The following is a 17,302-nucleotide window of genomic DNA, read 5'->3' as shown; positions in this document are numbered from 1 at the left end:
GTCGGCCGGTGGTACATCCACGACAGCAGACCCAGCGCGAACATGTTCTTGCTGCGCTCCGCCTCCTTCCGCGACAGCCCGAAGTCCTTCAGGGCCTCCACCGTCAGCGTCGTCAGCGGGACGGGGTGGATGTTGTAGGCGGAGAGCGATCCGTCTTCCAGCGGGGAGGTCTCGTAGCCGACCTTCGCCATCGGACGCTTGGTGAATTCGTCGGTGTTGATGATGATCTCGGCGCCGCGCGGCACGTCGGCGATGTTCGCCTTGAGGGCGGCGGGGTTCATCGCGACCAGCACGTTCGGGGCGTCGCCGGGCGTGAGGATGTCGTGGTCCGCGAAGTGCAGCTGGAACGACGACACACCGGGCAGGGTTCCGGCAGGGGCCCGGATCTCGGCGGGGAAGTTCGGCAGCGTGGAGAGGTCGTTGCCGAACGACGCCGTCTCCGAGGTGAACCGGTCACCGGTGAGCTGCATACCGTCACCCGAGTCACCCGCAAAACGGATGATCACACGATCGAGACGGCGTACTTCCTTGCCGCCCGGGCTCGGCGGGGTGCGCTGTCCACCGACAACCGCACCCCCAGCCCCGTCGGCCTGCTCGGCTGGGCTGCTGACCTGGCTGGTCACTGAACTGGACCTCCTTCGAGGCGTGGGCTCCCCCACGGAACCCACCCTACGTCCGCAGGGAGGGCTTCCAAGGGAGCGGCCACATTCTGGACCGTCGGGCCGCCCCTTGAGACGGCCGGCCGGTATGCCGTAACTGCCGTATCTGACAGAGTGTCAGTCGATCAAGATTTGAGGTAGGTGAGAACGGCCAGAACACGCCGGTGATCCCCATCACTCGGTGACAGGCCCAGCTTCATGAAGATGTTGCTGACGTGCTTCTCGACCGCGCCGTCGCTCACCACCAGCTGCTTCGCCACGGCCGAATTGGTGCGCCCCTCGGCCATCAGCCCGAGCACCTCGCGCTCGCGCGGGGTCAGCCCCGCCAGTACGTCCTGCTTCCGGCTGCGCCCGAGCAGCTGCGCGACGACCTCCGGGTCCAGGGCCGTACCGCCCCGGGCCACCCGGACCACCGCGTCCAGGAACTCCCGCACCTCGGCCACCCGGTCCTTGAGCAGATAGCCCACCCCGGTGGTGGAACCGGCCAGCAGTTCGGTGGCGTACTGCTCCTCCACGTATTGCGACAGCACGAGCACGCCGATCCCCGGGTGGTCGCGCCGCAGCCGTACGGCCGCCCGTACGCCCTCGTCGGTGTGCGTCGGCGGCATCCGCACATCGGCCACCACGACGTCCGGCAGCGCATCCTCCGCCGCCAGGTCCGCCACCGTCTTGATCAGGGCTTCCGCGTCCCCGACGCCGGCCACGACGTCATGCCCCCGGTCGGTCAGCAGCCGGGTCAGGCCCTCGCGCAGCAGCACTGAGTCCTCGGCGATGACCACCCGCACCCTGTCTTCCACGATTCTGCTGCCCCCGCGTCCACTCGTTCCCACAAACTCCCTGACTCGGCCAAGCATCCCAGCATCGGACCAGGATCACGGCGGAGCCCGCCCAACGAGTGGGCCCCCAGGGCGAGTTTTCGCCCCAAGCCCGCCCCGCAGGGTCGAATTCCAGCCCCTGCCCCCTCGAGCCCCCGCACGAATTCCAGCCCCTGCCCCCAAGAGCCCCCGCACGAGATCCAGCCCCTGCCCCCTCGAGCCTCCAGCGCGCGATCCAGCCCTCGGACCCACGAGCCCCCCGCGCGAGATCCGGCCCTCGGACCCACGAGGCGCCCGCGCGAAATCGGCCCTCGGCGTTCGAGACGAGCCCGGCGAATCCCGCCCTCGCGTTCGAGGCGTGCCCGGGCGAAATCCAGCCCCTCCGGCGTTTGAGGAGCGGGGTCCGGGGGGCGGAGCCCCGGAAGCCCGGGCGCAGCCCGGGGCCGCCGCACGCAACGGCGCCGCACCGGGAACGCGAACGGGACCCCCGTCCACCCGGACGGGAGTCCCGAAGAAGAGCCGCGCCCCCTAGCCGCGCCCGCGCCACGGCAGCTCCGCCGTGACCACCGTGCCCTCCCCGGCGGGGGAGTCCACCACCAGCACCCCGTCCACCGCATCCAGCCGCTCGGCGAGCCCCGCCAGCCCCGACCCCTCGGAGAGCCCGGCCCCGCCGGGCCCGTCGTCGCAGACCTGGATCAGCAGCCGCTCCCCGGACTTCCACACGTCCACGCTCGCCCCCCGCGCCTGCCCGCCCGCGTGCTTGCTCACGTTCTGCAGCAGCTCCGACACCACGAAGTACGCGATCCCCTCGATCGCCTCCGCCGGCCTGGCCGGGAGGTCCACGGCCACCCGTACCGGCACCGTGCACCGCGCGGCCACCGAGGACAGCGCCGCGTCCAGCCCCCGGTCCGTCAGCACCGCCGGGTGGATCCCGCGGGCCAGGTCACGCAGCTCCTGGAGGGCGATCTTCACCTCCCCGTGGGCCTCGTCCACCATCTTCACGGCCGCCCGCGGGTCCTCCGCGAGCTTCTCCTTCGCCAGCCCCAGATCCATGGCCAGCGCCACCAGCCGGGCCTGCGCCCCGTCGTGCAGATCGCGCTCGATGCGCCGCAGGTCGGCGGCGGCGGTGTCCACGACGACCCCGCGGTCGGACTCCAGCTCGCTCACGCGGTGGTCCAGGCGGGACGCCCCGAGCAGCCCGGCCACCAGCACCCGGTCCACGATGGTCAGGGTCCGGATCACCCACGGCGTGGCGAGCGTGATGGCCAGCCCGGTGACCGAGGTGAGGGCGATCGCGAGGGGTGAGTCGAGGACGAAGGAGTAGTCGTCGTCCTGGAAGACGATCAGGCCGGACTGGCTGGTGTAGGCGGGGAAGACCCAGAACCACAGCGGGTACAGCAGGAAGCCCCACCCGTACGTCCAGAACGTCAGTGCCAGGCAGGAGGCGAACACCGCCCACGGGAAGTGGATCACGGAGTACAGCACGTGCCGCCAGGCGCTCCCGCTCTTGAGCAGTGCCCCCATCGCCGCGAGCGGCCCGTTCTTCCCGGCCCGGATGCGCGCGGGAGCGGCGATGTCGACGCCCAGCAGGTGCCGCACCCGGGCGCGCTCCACGTGCCCGAAGCCGCGGCACATGGCGAGTACGCCGGCCAGCACCGGAACACCGATGAACGTGACGAGCAGCCCGGCCCCGAGGCTCACACCCGCGATCGCGAGCGAGAAGTACACCGTGCTCAGCGGCAGCCCGACCAGCAGGTATCCGAACTCCCGCCAGGCCCGCCCCTCGACGGGGGCCCGCAACACCGCCCCGATGCCGTTGCCGTTGCCGTTGCCCATGATCCAGCCCCGCCCTTCCCGTCTGCCCGTTACCCCACCACCCTGTCGCCCCCCGACCTCCCGAACCATGCGGCGAGTAGGCGTCTGCACCCGGGGGTTAACCCCACCCCGCGCCCGGGCAATATCCAGCCCTCCGGCACCCGGGGCCCGGCGGCTTCCGCCCCGCCATTCGAGACAGCCGGGGCAAAATCCAGCCCCTCCGGCGCCCAGGGCCCCGGCGGCTTCCGCCCTCGCCATTCGAGACAGCCCGGGCAAATCCAGCCCCTCCGGCGTTTGAGGAGCGGGGTCCGGGGGGCGGAGCCCCGGAAGCCCGGGCGCAGCCCGGGGCCGCCGCACGCAACGGCGCCGCACCGGGAACGCGAACGGGACCCCCGTCCACCCGGACGGGAGTCCCGAAGAAGAGCCGCGCCCCCTAGCCGCGCCCGCGCCACGGCAGCTCCGCCGTGACCACCGTGCCCTCCCCGGCGGGGGAGTCCACCACCAGCACCCCGTCCACCGCGCCCAGCCGCTCCGCGAGCCCCGCCAGCCCCGACCCCCGGGAGAGGTCCGCCCCGCCGCACCCGTCGTCGGAGACCCGGATCATCAGCCGGGTCTCCGACCGCCACACCTCCACGCTCGCCCCCCGCGCCTCCACCCCCGCGTGCTTGCTCACGTTCTGCAGCAGCTCCGACACCACGAAGTACGCGATCCCCTCGATCGCCTCCGCCGGCCGCTCCTCCACCGGCAGCTCCACCAGCACCTTCACCGGCACCACGCACCGCGTCGCCACCGACGACAGCGCCGCGTCCAGCCCCCGGTCCGTCAGCACCGCCGGGTGGATCCCGCGCGCGAGGTCACGCAGTTCCTGGAGCGCCAGCTTCACTTCCCCGTGCGCCTCGTCGACCATCGCCGCCGCGCCCTCCGGGTCCTCCAGGAGCTTCTCCTTCGCCAGGCCCAGCCCCATCGCCAGCGCGACCAGCCGCGCCTGCGCCCCGTCGTGCAGGTCCCGCTCGATGCGCCGCAGGTCCGCCGCGGCCGTGTCGACGACGACCCCCCGGTCGGACTCCAGCTCCGCGATCCGCCGCTCCAGCTCGTCGGAGGGCGACAGCAGCCCCCGTACCATCGCGCGGTCCAGGTTCGCCATCCACCGCACCAGGTACGGCAGCACCGGCCACAGCACGAAGAGCCCGGTCAGCGATACCGTGAAGGTGAGCACCCCCCAGGGCAGCCGGATCAGCTGGTACAGCACCGTCCGCCAGCCGACCGGGTCCTTGATGCTCGTCCACAGCCAGGGGAAGAATCCGCCGGACCGCTTCGGGCCGGGGATCGGGGTCGGCTCGTCCACCCGTACGCCGAGCAGCGCGCGGGCGCGGGCCCGGTCGAGCCGTCCCAATTGCCGAGACACATAGAGGCCGCCTGCGAGCAGCGGAATTCCGACCGCCGTCACGGACAGGGCCCCCGTGCCGGAAACCATGACAACCGTGTAAACGAATCCGATGATCGCCACCGGCAGATTCGTCACCAGATGGGCGATCTCCTTCCACGTCACGGCGCTGAAGACGGCGCGTACGGGTGGAGGCCGATCGTTGTCGGGGGTGTCAGGGCTCGTGGTCATGGGCCACAGCCTGCCAAGCGGGCCCCGCTGATGCCATGGGGTGGCCGGGGTGCTGTGAACGGGGGATAACCCCACCCTGTGTGAGGCAGGCCCTAGACTCCCGTCCGTAACAGATCGTCGACAGTGGCCGAGGAGCGAGGAACGGACGTGCCTGAACCGACGGTATCGACCGTAACCGTGCTCGCGGCGGACTACTTCCGGAGTTATTCGGTCGTCGGCCTCCTGGCCGCGCTCGGTGTGCTCTTCGTGGCCGTCGCCTTCGGCGCGGGCCGCCTGCTGCGCCCCGTCGTCCCGACCGAAGAGAAGCTGCTGACGTACGAATGCGGTGTGGACCCGGTGGGCGAGGGCTGGGCTCACACCCAGGTCCGCTACTACGTCTACGCGTTCCTCTACGTCATCTTCGCCGTCGACTCGATCTTCCTCTTCCCGTGGGCGACGGTGTTCGGCGCCGCCGGTTACGGCGCCACGACCCTGGTCGAGATGTTCATCTTCCTGGGCTTCCTGGCCGTCGGCCTGCTCTACGCGTACAAGAAGGGCGTCCTCGAATGGACGTGACACCGGCCGTTCCCCAGACCGAGGGGGTGCTGCTCCCGGAGCCGAAGCGCCTCGGAGTCCTCTCCCGCCTCGCCCCGGAACCGATGAAGGTGGTCCTGAACTGGGGCCGCCGGTACAGCCTGTGGGTCTTCAACTTCGGCCTGGCCTGCTGCGCGATCGAGTTCATCGCCGCGTCGATGGCCCGGCACGACTTCATCCGCCTGGGCGTGATCCCGTTCGCGCCCGGCCCGCGCCAGGCCGACCTGATGATCGTTTCGGGCACGGTCACCGACAAGATGGCCCCGGCCGTGAAGCGGCTCTACGAGCAGATGCCGGAGCCCAAGTACGTCATCTCCTTCGGCGCCTGCTCCAACTGCGGCGGCCCGTACTGGGACTCGTACTCGGTCACCAAGGGCGTCGACCAGATCATCCCGGTCGACGTCTACGTGCCCGGCTGCCCGCCGCGCCCGGAGGCGCTGCTCCAGGGCATCCTCAAACTCCAGGAGAAGATCGCCCGCGAGTCGCTCGCCGAGCGCTACGCGGCCGGTCCGTCCGTCGCGCAGCTCACGAGCGGCCTGGTCACGCCGCCGCCCACCCCGGGAGCCGGCACATGAACCTCTACGACTCCCTTCCCGACGCGGCCGCGGCGGTCTTCGGCGAGGAGGCCGTCGGCTCGTCGGCGTACGACCTCCTCACGGTCGACGTCCCGGTCGGAGCCTGGATCTCCTCCCTCGAGATCGCCCGGGACAAGCTGGGCTGCACCTACTTCGACTGGCTGAGCGCCGTGGACGAGCCGGGCACCGGCTTCCGCGTCTGCGCCCATGTCGTCGCGCTCGAGAACCGTCGCGTACGCCGCCTGCTCCTGCGTACGACGGTCCCGCACTCGGCGCCCTCCCTGCCGTCCGCGATCGCCGTCTACGCGGGCGCGGAATGGCACGAGCGCGAGACGTTCGAGATGTTCGGGATCACCTTCACCGACCACCCGCACCTGGTCCACTTGCTCCTCCCGGAGGAGTTCGAGGGCCACCCGCTGCGCAAGGACTTCGTCCTGGCCGCGCGCGTCGCCAAGGCCTGGCCCGGAGCCAAGGAGCCGGGCGAGGCGCACGACCCGGACGCGCCGAAGCGCCGCCAGATGCTCCCGCCGGGCGTCCCGGACCCCAACGACTGGGGCCCGATGAAGGGCCAGCTCCCGCCGGCCCCCGCCCGCCCGGCCCGCACCCCGCGCGCAGCCGGAGCGGCCGCCCGCGAGGGCGCCCCGGCCCGCCGCGCCCGCTCGGTGGCCGAGGGCTCGGCCACCCAGGCGACGGAATCCCCGGCCGCAGCCCGCCCGCCCCGCCGCACCCGCTCGGTGACGGACGGCTCGGCGAGCCAGACCACTCCGGCGGCCCCCGGCACCGACACCGAGGCCCCGGCCGACCAGGCCACCGAGGCGACCGCCGCGACGCCCCGCCCGGCCCGCCGCACCCGCTCGTCCGCGGACGGCTCGGCAAGCCAGACCACCCCGGCGGCCCCCGGCACCGAGCCCGAAACCCCGGCGCCGGACACCCCGGCCGCCGAGGCGACTCCGCAGGCCCCCGGCCCGGAGAGGGCGCCCCGCCGCGCGGCCCCGCGCAGCGCGGATGCGCCCTGGCACAACCCGAAGCCGGCCTTCGACGAGCCCGCGGCCGAACCGGCCACCCCGCCGGAGGCAACGGCCGAACCGGCCACCGAGACCGAGACCGAGACCGACCCCACCCCCGACAACGGAGGCGACGCGTGAACGACGTCCTCGACGTCGCCCTGCGGCTGATCGTCGTCTTCGCCGTCTTCCTCGTGCTCCCGCTCGTCGTCGGGCAGACCGAGCACAAGGTGATGGCCCACATGCAGGGCCGCCTCGGCCCCATGTACGCCGGCGGCTTCCACGGCTGGGCCCAGCTCGTGGCCGACGGCGTGAAGTTCGCGCAGAAGGAAGACATCGTCCCGGCCAACGCCGACCGGCGGATCTTCCAGCTCGCCCCTGCCGTCGCCCTGCTCCCGTACCTCCTCGTCCTCGTGGCCATCCCGATCGGGCCCGGCGAGGGCGCCGTCGGCCAGGTCATCGACGCGGGCCTGTTCTTCGTGCTCGCGGTCATGGGCGTCGGAGTCCTCGGCTCCCTCATGGCCGGCTGGGCCTCCGCGAACAAGTTCTCCCTGCTCGGCGGCCTCCGTACCGCCGCGCAGCTGCTCGCCTACGAGCTCCCGATGCTGCTCGCCGCCGCCTCCGTGGCCATGGCGGCCGGGACGGTCTCCATCCCCGGCATCGTCGAGAGCTTCCAGTGGTGGTGGCTGCCCTGGCAGATCGTCGGCGCGCTCGTCTTCTTCACCGCAGGCCTCGCCGAGCTCCAGCGGCCCCCGTTCGACATGCCCGTCGCCGACTCCGAGATCATCTTCGGCGCGTACACCGAGTACACCGGCCTGCGCTTCGCGCTGTTCCTGCTCGCCGAGTACGCCGGCATCGTCGTCCTCTGCGCCCTCACCACCGTCCTCTTCCTCGGCGGCTGGCACGGCCCGTTCGGCTCCGGCGACCTCGGCTGGGTCTGGACCCTGCTCAAGACCGCGGTCCTCGCCTTCGTCGTGATCTGGCTCCGCGTGAGCTACCCGCGCCTGCGCGAGGACCAGCTCCAGAAGCTCGCCTGGACCGTACTCATCCCGCTCGCGCTCGCCCAGATCGCGCTCACCGGCATCGTGAAGGTGGCGATCCAGTAATGCCCATCCCCGGATCCGGCCTCGCCAAGGGCCTGGCCGTCACGCTGCGCACGATGACGAAGCGCTCGCACACCGCCCAGTACCCCGACGTCCAGCCCGAGCTCCCGCCCCGCTCCCGCGGGGTCATCGGCCTGTTCGAGGAGAACTGCACGGTCTGCATGCTGTGCGCCCGCGAGTGCCCCGACTGGTGCATCTACATCGACTCCCACAAGGAGACGGTCCCGGCCGCCACCCCCGGCGGGCGCGAGCGCAGCCGCAACGTCCTCGACCGCTTCGCCATCGACTTCTCCCTCTGCATGTACTGCGGTATCTGCATCGAGGTGTGCCCCTTCGACGCCCTCTTCTGGTCACCCGAGTTCGAGTACGCGGAGACCGACATCCACGAACTGACCCACGAGCGCGACAAGCTCCGCGAGTGGATGTGGACCGTCCCGGCCCCGCCCGCGCTGGACCCGGCCGCCGAGGAGCCCAAGGAGATCGCCGCGGCCCGCAAGGCGGTCGAAAAGGCCGAAGCCGCCGCCGCCGCCGCCGCAGCCGCCGCCGCCGCAGCCGCCGCCGCGGCAGCCGCCGAAGCCGACAGCCCCTCCGCCGACAACACCCCGGGCACCGCCGCCCCGGGCAGCTCCGGCACGCCGGCCTCCGGCACCCCGGGCCCCGGCGCCACCGGCACCGACTCGGCGGGAGGCACCGCCTGATGCTGACCGCCCACCTCGCCGCCGCCGCCCAAGTCAACGGCCCCGGGTTCCTCTCGCCGACCGGCGTCGAGATCGCCTTCGTCCTCGTCGGTCTCGCCACCTTCGGCGCGGCCCTGGTCACGGTCACCACCCGCCAGCTGGTGCACGCCGCACTCTGGCTGGTCGTCACGCTCGGCGGCATCGCCGTCGAGTACCTGCTGCTGACCGCGGAGTTCATCGCCTGGGTCCAGGTGCTGATCTACCTCGGTTCCGTGGTCGTCCTCCTCCTCTTCGGGCTGATGCTCACCAAGGCGCCCATCGGCCGCTCCCCGGACGCCGACTCCGGCAACCGCTGGATCGCGCTCGCCGTCGCGGGCATCGCCGCCGTCTCCCTCGTCTGGGTCGTCGTCGACGCCTTCCGCACGACCTGGATCGACCTCGACGGCCCGGTCCAGGGCTCGACGAAGGTGTCCGGCGAGATCCTCTTCCAGCACTGGGTGCTGCCCTTCGAGGCCCTCTCCGTCCTCCTCCTCGCGGCCCTGATCGGCGCCATCGTGCTCTCCCGCAAGGACGACCCCGACGAACCCGCCGCCGGCGCCAAGAAGGGGCAGCGCTGATGCACCTCGCCTACCCTGCCGTGCTCGCGGCTCTCCTCTTCTGCACGGGCCTGTACGGAGTACTCGCCCGCCGCAACGCCATCCTGGTCCTGATGTCCGTCGAGCTGATGCTCAACGCCGTCAACCTGAACCTGGTGGCCTTCGACGTCTGGCTGCGCGACACCCTGCACGCCGGCCAGGCCCTCACCCTCTTCACCATCGCGATCGCCGCCGCCGAGATCGGCATCGGCCTCGCGATCGTGCTGATGGTCTACCGCAACCGAGGCACCTCGGACGTCGACCGCCTGCGCGACACCGCCGAAGGCCACGAGCCCACCCCGAACCACCGGAGCGAGGTCACCGCGTGAGCACGACGACCCTCGCCGTACTCGTCCCCCTCCTCCCCTTCCTGGGCGCGGTCGCGGGACTCCTCCTCGGCCGCACCGCCCCCGGCTTCGTCCGGCCGCTGGCGATCCTGCCGACGCTCGCCGCCGCCGTGCTGGCGGTGCTCGTCGCCGTCCGCCAGGGCGGCGGAAAGCCCATCTACGCGGCGACCGAGCTGACCCCGACCGGCTCGGTGCCGATCGAGCTCTCGCTCAACGTGGACGGCTTCGCCGCCCTGGTCGCCGTCCTCGTCGGAGTCGTCGCCACGTGCGTACAGCTCTACTCGACGGCATACCTCCGCGAGGACCCGCGCTACCCGTCGTACGCCGGTCTCGTCTCACTGTTCACCTCCGCCATGCTGCTCGTGGTCTACTCCGGCGACCTGATGGTGCTGCTGGTCGGCTGGGAGGTCATGGGCATCTGCTCGTACTTCCTGGTCGGGCACTACTGGGAGACCGAGGCGGCCCGCTCCGCCTCCCTGAAGGCCTTCCTCGTCACCAAGCTCGGCGACGTCCCCTTCCTCATCGGCCTGTTCGCGCTCGCCGCCGACGCCGGATCCTTCGAGATCAACAAGGTCCTGGGCACCGTCGCCGCCGGCGGACTCGACCACCCGACCCTGATCGCGCTGCTCCTGCTCGCCGGAGTCGCGGGCAAGTCCGCGCAGTTCCCGCTGCACACCTGGCTCCCGGACGCCATGGCGGGCCCCACCCCGGTCTCCGCGCTGATCCACGCCGCGACGATGGTCGCCGCCGGTGTCTACTTCATCGCCCGTCTCCTCCCCGTCTTCGCGGCCTCCGCCGCCGCGCTCGTGGTGATGGCCTTCATGGCGGCCGTCACGATGGTCGGCTCGGGCCTCGCCGCCCTCGCCCAGGACGACATCAAGCGCGTCCTCGCCTACTCCACGGTCGGCCAGCTCGGCTACATGACCGGCGCACTGGCCGTCGGCGACCGCGGCGCCGCCGTCTTCCACCTCCTGTCCCACGGTTTCTTCAAGGCGCTCCTGTTCCTCGGCGCGGGCGTGATCATCCACGCCGCCGGTACGAACTCCCTGGCCGCCATGTCGCGTATGGACGGCCTGGCCAAGCGCATCCCCGACGCCTTCTGGACGATGACGATCGCGCTGCTCGCGCTCGCCGCGATCCCGCCGTTCGCCGGCTTCTTCTCCAAGGAAGCCGTCCTCGTCGCCGCCGAGCAGACCGCGACCGGCCACTCGGAGCTCGCCCCCAGCAGCGCCGGCTGGGTGGTCCTGGTCGCCGGCGTGCTGACCGCCCTGCTCACCGCCGCCTACGCCACCCGGCTCTGGCTGATGGCCTTCCGCGGCCGGGGCGCCGCCGCCCCCGACCACGGCAAGGAGCCCGTCGCCATGACCGGCGTGCTGTGGCTGCTCGCGATCCCCACGATCGGCCTCGGCCTCGCGGCGGACTCCCTCGCCGACTGGTTCGACGGCAGGGAGCTCACCCCGACCCTGGTCACCTCGGTCCTCGGCACCGGCGCAGCAGTCGTCGGCGTGATGCTCACCTACGCCCTCTGGCAGCGCGCCACGGCCAAGGCCGCTGCCGTCGCGGCCACCGCCTCGGCCGCCAACGGGGTCGCAGCAGCCGCCGCGGTCGCCGCCACCGTCGCGGAATCCGCCGCGGAAGCCCCCGAGGTCGCCGAGGTGACCCACGACCACCCCGCCGTCGCAGCCGGCCCCGCAGCCGACCCCGGCAAGGTGCTCCTCGGCCCCCTGCACCGGCACGCAGCGGTCGGCTTCCACCTCGACGCCGTCTACGACCGGCTCTTCGTCCGCCCCGTCCGGGCGGCCGCGAGCCTGGTCCGCTTCCTCGACCGCGAGGTCGTGGACACCTACGTCCGCGGCGCGGGCACCGCCCCCCGGCTGTTCGGCAGCCTCGTCCGCCGTGCCCAGACCGGCAACGTGCAGAGCTACCTGAGCGCCCTGTTCGCAGGTGCCGTGGTCCTGGCGATCGCCACCGCCGTCCTCGCCAACATCAACGCCGGATCGTGAGCCGAGAGTCAGCCGTGATCGATATCAGCCCGTCCGTGATGCAGTTCCTTCTGGCGTTCGCCGTGGCCGCACCGCTCCTCGGCGCGGTCGCGGCCCTCCTGCCGGCCCCGCCCGGCCTCAAGGGCAAGAGCCCCGAACAGGCCGTACTCCGCCACGGCGTGACCGTGACCGGCGTGATCCTCGCCGCGGCGATCGCCCTCACCCTGGGCTTCGACCACGGCACCCCGTCCCGCTTCCAGGCGACGACGGACATCAGCTGGATCCCGGCGCTGAACGTCCGGATCCACCTCGGCATCGACGGCATCTCGCTCCCCCTCCTCCTGATGACCGCGCTGCTGTTCTTCCTCTGCGCGCTCTACAGCTACTTCAAGCTCCCCGCAGGCCCGTCCCCGAAGGCCTTCGTCGCGCTGCTCCTGGTCCTGGAGTCCGGCACCCTCGCGACCTTCGCCGTCCTCGACCTGCTGCTCTTCTTCCTCGCCTTCGAGATGGTCCTCATCCCGATGTACTTCCTCATCGCCCGCTGGGGCGGTGCTCAGCGGCAGGCCGCCGCCTGGAAGTTCATCCTCTACACGCTCCTCGGCTCCGTGGTCATGCTGCTCGGACTGCTGCTGATCGGACTGAACAGCGGCACATTCGACATGGTGACGCTCGCCACTGACAACGGCCGCGAACTGTCCCACACCACCCAGCTCCTGGCCGTCCTCACCATCGGCATCGGCCTCGCCGTGAAGACCCCGATGTGGCCGCTGCACAGCTGGCTGCCCGACGCCCACACCGCCGCGCCGACCGTCGGCTCCGTCCTGCTGGCCGGCGTGCTGCTCAAGATGGGCACGTACGGGTTCGTCCGCATCCTGCTGCCCGCCACCCCCGACGGCATGGCCGCCTTCGCCCCCTACCTGGGCGCGTTCGCCGCCGTCGGCATCGTCTACGGGTCCCTCGCCTGCCTCTCGCTCGCCCGCAAGGGCAACAAGGGCGACCTCAAGCGGCTCATCGCGTACTCCTCCGTCGGCCACATGGGCTTCGTGCTCCTCGGCATCGCCTCCATGACCCCCACCGGAGTCAACGGCGCCCTCTTCGCGAACATCGCCCACGGCCTGATCACCGGCCTGCTCTTCTTCCTGGTCGGCGCCCTCAAGGACCGCTACGGAACCGCCGACCTCGACACCCTCTCCGGAGTCACCGGCGCGGCCCTCTACGGCCGCGCCCCCCGCTTCGGCGCGTTCCTCGCCTTCGCCGCCGTCGCCTCCCTCGGCCTGCCCGGCCTCGCCGGGTTCTGGGGCGAGATGCTGGCCCTCTTCGGCGCGTTCGACCCCGCCGAGGGCCTGTCCCGGCCGGCGTTCCTCACGTACATGGCCTTCGGCGCGTTCGGCACCCTGCTCACCGCCGCCTACCTGCTGATCGTCGTACGGCGCGTCTGCATGGGCGACCCGAAGTCCGGTCCCGAGCTCGTCCTCGCGGACGTCCAGCGCTACGAATTCGCCGCCTGGACCCCGCTCGCCGCCCTCACCGTCCTCGCCGGCCTGTGGCCCGCGGTACTGCTCGGCCTCACCGACCCGGCCGTCCAGAAGCTCCTCGCAGGAGGCAACTCATGACGGCCCTCACGGTCCTCGCCGCCGGCCCCTCGGCGCAGACCCCCAGCCTCGTCCAGTCCGTCGACTGGCTCGCCATCGCACCGGTGGTGGTCCCCGCCGCCGTCGCCGTGGCCGTCCTCATCGCGGACCTGTTCCTGCCCGAGCGCCGCAAGCCGCTCCTCGGGTGGCTCTCGGTGGCCGGCCTGGCCGCCGCGACCGCCACCCTGCTGCCGCTGCGCGCGGGTGACCGGTCCACCTTCTGCCTCGGCAGCGACCCGGCCGCCTGCAGCTACACGGCCGACCACTTCACGCTCGTGCTCCAGTTCCTGGTACTGGCCGGCGCCCTGGTCACCGCCCTGCTGTCGGTCACCGCGGTCCGCGACGCGCGCATGCCGGCCGGAGAGTACTGGTTCCTGCTGCTCTCCTCCGCAGCCGGCGCCGCGCTCCTGCCCGCCTCCCGCGACCTCGCCACCCTGATCGTCGCCCTGGAAGTCGCCTCGCTGCCGGCCTTCGCCCTCGTCGGCATGCGCCGCGGCGACCGGCTCTCCTCCGAGGCCGCCCTCAAGTTCTTCCTCTCCTCGGTCACCGCCACCGCGGTGTCCCTGATGGGCATCAGCTTCGTCTACGGCGCCACCGGCACCCTGCACCTCACCCAGGTCGCCGACCGCCTCGAAAGCGTCCCCGGGCAGCTCGACACCGTCGCCATGGTCGGCGTCGCGCTCACGCTCGTGGGCTTCGCGTTCAAGACCGCGGCCGTCCCCTTCCACTTCTGGGTCCCCGACACCTACATCGGCGCCCCCCTGCCCATCGCCGGGTACCTCTCGGTGATCGGCAAGGCCGTCGGCTTCACCGGCCTCATCCTCGTGACGGTGATCGCCTTCCCGGCGTACTCCGACATCTGGGGACCGGCCCTCGCCGTCCTCGCCGCGCTCACCATGACCGTGGGCAACGCCGCCGCCCTGCGCCAGTCCGCGGACCGCCCGAACAGCGCCGTACGACTGCTCGCCTGGTCCTCGGTCGGCCAGGCCGGCTACCTCCTGGTCCCGATCGCCGCCGCCGCGTACTCCGACCGCGACCAGATCGGCTCCACCATCGCGTACGCCCTCATGTACGCCGTCGTGAACCTCGGCGCCTTCGCCGTGGCCGCGCTCGTCGCCCGTACGAAGCCGCTCCACCGGATCAGCGACTACCGCGGCCTGTACGCCGAGCGCCCGCTGGCCGCCCTCTCGATGGCCTTCTTCCTGCTCTGCCTGGCCGGCCTGCCGCCGGGCATCATCGGCCTCTTCGCCAAGGTCGTCGTCTTCCAGTCCGCGGTCGAAGCGGGCCTGGGCTGGCTCGCCGTGATCATGGCGGTCAACGTCGTCGTCGCCCTCTACTACTACCTGCGGTGGACCGCGACCCTCTTCCGCGCACCGGAAGGCGCCGAGGGCGCCGAGGGCGCACAGACCGCCACGACCCGCACGAAGGCCCCCTGGCCGGTCACGGCGGCCATCGCCGTCACCGCGGTCACGGCCCTCGTCCTCTCGGGCGCCCCGCAGCTCGTCCTGCGCTTCGCGTCGAGCAGCCTCTTCCCGCAGTAGCCCCCGTGCAGCCGTAACCCGTACGGAGCAACGCACCCGGCCGCCGCCCCGCCGCCCCCACTCCCGGGGCGCCGGGGCGGCGGCCGCTTCGGCACGCCCCGGGAACCAGCCGCCCCCACCTCGCGTTGACCAGGAAGGGAGGGTCCACTGGACCGTAGACCCTCAGTCCAGGACGGGGGCTCCCTGCCGCACCACTAGGAGGGCGTACCGTGCACCGCCGGCACAACGGGCTGAAGACCGCCGTACTCCTCGGCGGGCTGTCCGCACTCATCATTCTCATCGGCAGCTTCTTCGGGCGGGGCGGCCTGATCATCGCCGTCCTCGTCGCCCTCGGGACGAACGCGTACGCGTACTGGAACAGCGACAAGCTGGCACTGCGCGCGATGCGGGCCCGCCCCGTCAGCGAATTCGAGGCCCCCGAGCTCTACCGCATGGTGCGCGAGCTCTCCACGTCCGCGCGCCAGCCCATGCCACGCCTCTACATCTCGCCCACCGAGGCCCCGAACGCCTTCGCCACCGGCCGCAACCCGCGCAACGCCGCGGTCTGCTGCACCGAGGGCATCCTGCGCATCCTCGACGAGCGCGAGCTGCGCGGTGTCATCGGCCACGAGCTCAGCCACGTCTACAACCGGGACATCCTGATCGCGTCGGTCGCCGGAGCGCTCGCGTCCGTGATCATGTTCCTGGTGAATTTCGCCTGGCTGATACCGGTGGGCCGCTCCAACGACGACGAGGGCCCCGGCCTCCTCGGCATGCTGCTCATCGCGATCCTCGGCCCGCTGGCCGCCTCCGTGATCCAGCTGGCCATCAGCCGCTCGCGCGAGTACGAGGCCGACGCCTCCGGCGCCCAGCTCACGGGCGACCCGCTCGCCCTGGCCAGCGCGCTGCGCAAGCTCGACGCCGGCACCAAGCAGCTTCCGCTGCCGCCCGAGCCCAGGCTGGAGACGGCGAGCCACATGATGATCGCCAATCCCTTCCGTCCGGGGCAGGGATTGACCAAGATGTTCTCGACCCACCCCCCGATGGCCGAGCGCATCGCCCGGCTCGAACAGATGGCAGGCCGTTCGCAGTGAAGACCATCCTGAACATCATCTGGCTCGTCCTCAGCGGCGTCTGGCTGTTCCTCGGCTACTGCCTCGCGGGCGTGATCCTCTGCATCACGATCATCGGCATCCCCTTCGGCATCGCCGCCTTCCGCATCGCCGTGTACGCCCTCTGGCCGTTCGGCTACACCACGGTCGAGCGCCGCGACGCAGGCGCCGCGTCCTGCATCGGAAACGTCCTGTGGCTGGTCCTGGCGGGCTGGTGGCTCGCCATCGGCCACATCGTCACGGGCCTCGCCCTGTGCATCACGATCATCGGCATCCCGTTCGGCATCGCCAACTTCAAGATGGTCCCGCTCTCCCTGCTCCCGCTGGGCCGCGAAATCGTCCCCACGGACGCGCCCTTCGCATCCCGCTGACCCGGGAGTTCGGAAGCGCCGCGAGGGCGTCGAGGCCGTCCCGGCCTGAGTGTTTTCCACAGGCCCGGACGGCTGTCAGTGGCGTGCGTCACCATGAACGCATGAACGAGACCGAGCAGTTGCTGGAGCAAGTCGCAGACCGCGTGCGCGCCTCCGCGCAGGGGCATGGAGCGCCCCTGCCGAAGCCGCTCGCCGACGGAGAGATCGCCCGCGCCGAAGGCATACTCGGCTTCGCCCTGCCGCCCCTGTTCGCCGGGCTCTACACCCGGGTGGGCGACGGCGGATTCGGCCCCGAATGCGGGCTCCTGCCGCTGCGTCAGGCCGTGCAGGAGTACGCGGCCCGCCGGGAGTCGGGATGGCGCTGGCCGGAGGCAGTGCTGCCGATAGCCGACTTCGGCTGCACCACGTACGCCTGCGTCGACTGCCGTTCCGAAACCGCCCAAGTACTGCTGTTCGACCCGAGTCTCGGGGAGCCGGACCTCGCCTGGACGGTCGACACCCCGAGCCTGGCCGACTGGCTCCGCGGCTGGCTCGACGGCACCGCCTGGTTCTGCGACGAGTCCGGGCTGGGGGAGGAATCCGACCTGGAGCTCGCCCCCTGGGCCGAGTTCAGATCCCGGATCTGAACCGCCGGCGCACACCGTAGGCCAGCGCTCCGACGGCCATTACCGCCGCCCCCGAAACCGCCGACGAGAGGGGCAGCGTGCAGGCCGGCACCACACACCGGACAGCCCGACAGCTGCCACGGTCCGACCCTTGACACCTGAATCGAGAGTCCAGGCGGAAGCGTTCGCGATCGCGTAATAGGCAAGCACTCCGAAGGACGAGAAACCGATCGCCCCCGCAGATCGACGGTCGCCGCGAGCAC

General features: G+C 71.8%; 17 protein-coding genes. 13 read left to right on the top strand and 4 right to left on the bottom strand.

Annotated features, from left to right (window positions below):
- From ACIGFK_RS38540 to ACIGFK_RS38525, 4 genes are all read right to left on the bottom strand, one after another.
- Positions 1 to 623 (bottom strand): 2-oxoacid:acceptor oxidoreductase family protein (locus ACIGFK_RS38540; protein ID WP_386473826.1); only part of this gene is annotated, 623 nt, incomplete at its 3' end.
- 161 nt (positions 624 to 784) lie between these two features.
- Positions 785 to 1,444, bottom strand: coding sequence for a LuxR C-terminal-related transcriptional regulator (locus tag ACIGFK_RS38535; protein WP_376662516.1), 660 nt, complete (start codon positions 1,442 to 1,444; stop codon positions 785 to 787).
- Positions 1,445 to 2,002: 558 nt separating this feature from the next.
- Positions 2,003 to 3,310, bottom strand: coding sequence for a sensor histidine kinase (locus ACIGFK_RS38530; RefSeq protein ID WP_400055560.1), 1,308 nt, complete (start codon positions 3,308 to 3,310; stop codon positions 2,003 to 2,005).
- A 412-nt stretch (positions 3,311 to 3,722) separates the two neighbouring features.
- Complete coding sequence (locus ACIGFK_RS38525) at positions 3,723 to 4,904, bottom strand: sensor histidine kinase (protein WP_386472611.1); 1,182 nt, start codon at positions 4,902 to 4,904, stop codon at positions 3,723 to 3,725.
- 147 nt (positions 4,905 to 5,051) lie between these two features.
- Between ACIGFK_RS38525 and ACIGFK_RS38520 the strand changes: the two genes are divergently transcribed.
- The 13 genes from ACIGFK_RS38520 (at position 5,052) to ACIGFK_RS38460 (ending at position 17,060) form a co-directional block, all read left to right on the top strand.
- Positions 5,052 to 5,459, top strand: a complete 408-nt coding sequence (locus ACIGFK_RS38520; protein WP_376661413.1) for an NADH-quinone oxidoreductase subunit A — start codon at positions 5,052 to 5,054, stop codon at positions 5,457 to 5,459.
- Positions 5,450 to 6,052 (top strand): NADH-quinone oxidoreductase subunit B, encoded by a 603-nt coding sequence (locus ACIGFK_RS38515; protein ID WP_376661412.1) that lies wholly within the window; start codon positions 5,450 to 5,452, stop codon positions 6,050 to 6,052. The genes ACIGFK_RS38520 and ACIGFK_RS38515 overlap by 10 nt, the downstream gene beginning before the upstream one ends.
- The gene (locus ACIGFK_RS38510; RefSeq protein WP_400055559.1) at positions 6,049 to 7,197 is read left to right on the top strand and encodes an NADH-quinone oxidoreductase subunit C; all 1,149 of its coding nucleotides are present in this window, start codon (positions 6,049 to 6,051) and stop codon (positions 7,195 to 7,197) included. The genes ACIGFK_RS38515 and ACIGFK_RS38510 overlap by 4 nt, the downstream gene beginning before the upstream one ends.
- Positions 7,194 to 8,162, top strand: a complete 969-nt coding sequence (locus tag ACIGFK_RS38505) for an NADH-quinone oxidoreductase subunit H (RefSeq protein ID WP_376661410.1) — start codon at positions 7,194 to 7,196, stop codon at positions 8,160 to 8,162. The genes ACIGFK_RS38510 and ACIGFK_RS38505 overlap by 4 nt, the downstream gene beginning before the upstream one ends.
- Positions 8,162 to 8,857, top strand: coding sequence for a 4Fe-4S binding protein (locus ACIGFK_RS38500; protein ID WP_400055558.1), 696 nt, complete (start codon positions 8,162 to 8,164; stop codon positions 8,855 to 8,857). Before ACIGFK_RS38505 ends, ACIGFK_RS38500 begins: the two co-directional genes overlap by 1 nt.
- Positions 8,857 to 9,453 carry an NADH-quinone oxidoreductase subunit J gene (locus tag ACIGFK_RS38495; protein WP_376661408.1) on the top strand — a complete coding sequence of 199 codons (597 nt, stop codon included), beginning with the start codon at positions 8,857 to 8,859 and terminating at the stop codon, positions 9,451 to 9,453. The genes ACIGFK_RS38500 and ACIGFK_RS38495 overlap by 1 nt, the downstream gene beginning before the upstream one ends.
- Complete coding sequence (nuoK, locus tag ACIGFK_RS38490) at positions 9,453 to 9,800, top strand: NADH-quinone oxidoreductase subunit NuoK (RefSeq protein WP_384590653.1); 348 nt, start codon at positions 9,453 to 9,455, stop codon at positions 9,798 to 9,800. Before ACIGFK_RS38495 ends, nuoK begins: the two co-directional genes overlap by 1 nt.
- The gene (locus tag ACIGFK_RS38485; protein WP_400055557.1) at positions 9,797 to 11,821 is read left to right on the top strand and encodes an NADH-quinone oxidoreductase subunit L; all 2,025 of its coding nucleotides are present in this window, start codon (positions 9,797 to 9,799) and stop codon (positions 11,819 to 11,821) included. The genes nuoK and ACIGFK_RS38485 overlap by 4 nt, the downstream gene beginning before the upstream one ends.
- A 38-nt stretch (positions 11,822 to 11,859) precedes the next feature.
- Complete coding sequence (locus ACIGFK_RS38480) at positions 11,860 to 13,413, top strand: NuoM family protein (protein ID WP_400055563.1); 1,554 nt, start codon at positions 11,860 to 11,862, stop codon at positions 13,411 to 13,413.
- Positions 13,410 to 14,972, top strand: coding sequence for an NADH-quinone oxidoreductase subunit N (locus tag ACIGFK_RS38475; protein WP_376661405.1), 1,563 nt, complete (start codon positions 13,410 to 13,412; stop codon positions 14,970 to 14,972). The genes ACIGFK_RS38480 and ACIGFK_RS38475 overlap by 4 nt, the downstream gene beginning before the upstream one ends.
- A gap of 209 nt (positions 14,973 to 15,181) precedes the next feature.
- Positions 15,182 to 16,045, top strand: a complete 864-nt coding sequence (gene htpX / locus ACIGFK_RS38470; RefSeq protein ID WP_376661717.1) for a zinc metalloprotease HtpX — start codon at positions 15,182 to 15,184, stop codon at positions 16,043 to 16,045.
- Positions 16,042 to 16,434, top strand: coding sequence for a YccF domain-containing protein (locus ACIGFK_RS38465; RefSeq protein ID WP_376661716.1), 393 nt, complete (start codon positions 16,042 to 16,044; stop codon positions 16,432 to 16,434). The genes htpX and ACIGFK_RS38465 overlap by 4 nt, the downstream gene beginning before the upstream one ends.
- Positions 16,435 to 16,535: 101 nt before the next feature.
- Entirely contained in the window at positions 16,536 to 17,060 is a 525-nt protein-coding gene (locus ACIGFK_RS38460) for an SMI1/KNR4 family protein (protein ID WP_400055556.1), read from the top strand.
- The last annotated feature ends 242 nt before the right edge of the window (positions 17,061 to 17,302 follow it).

This window comes from Streptomyces sp. NPDC085524 (assembly GCF_044541755.1).
Classification (GTDB): domain Bacteria; phylum Actinomycetota; class Actinomycetes; order Streptomycetales; family Streptomycetaceae; genus Streptomyces.
The sequence above is the reverse complement of the archived record's forward strand: the minus strand, read 5'-3'. Positions and strand labels throughout refer to the sequence as shown.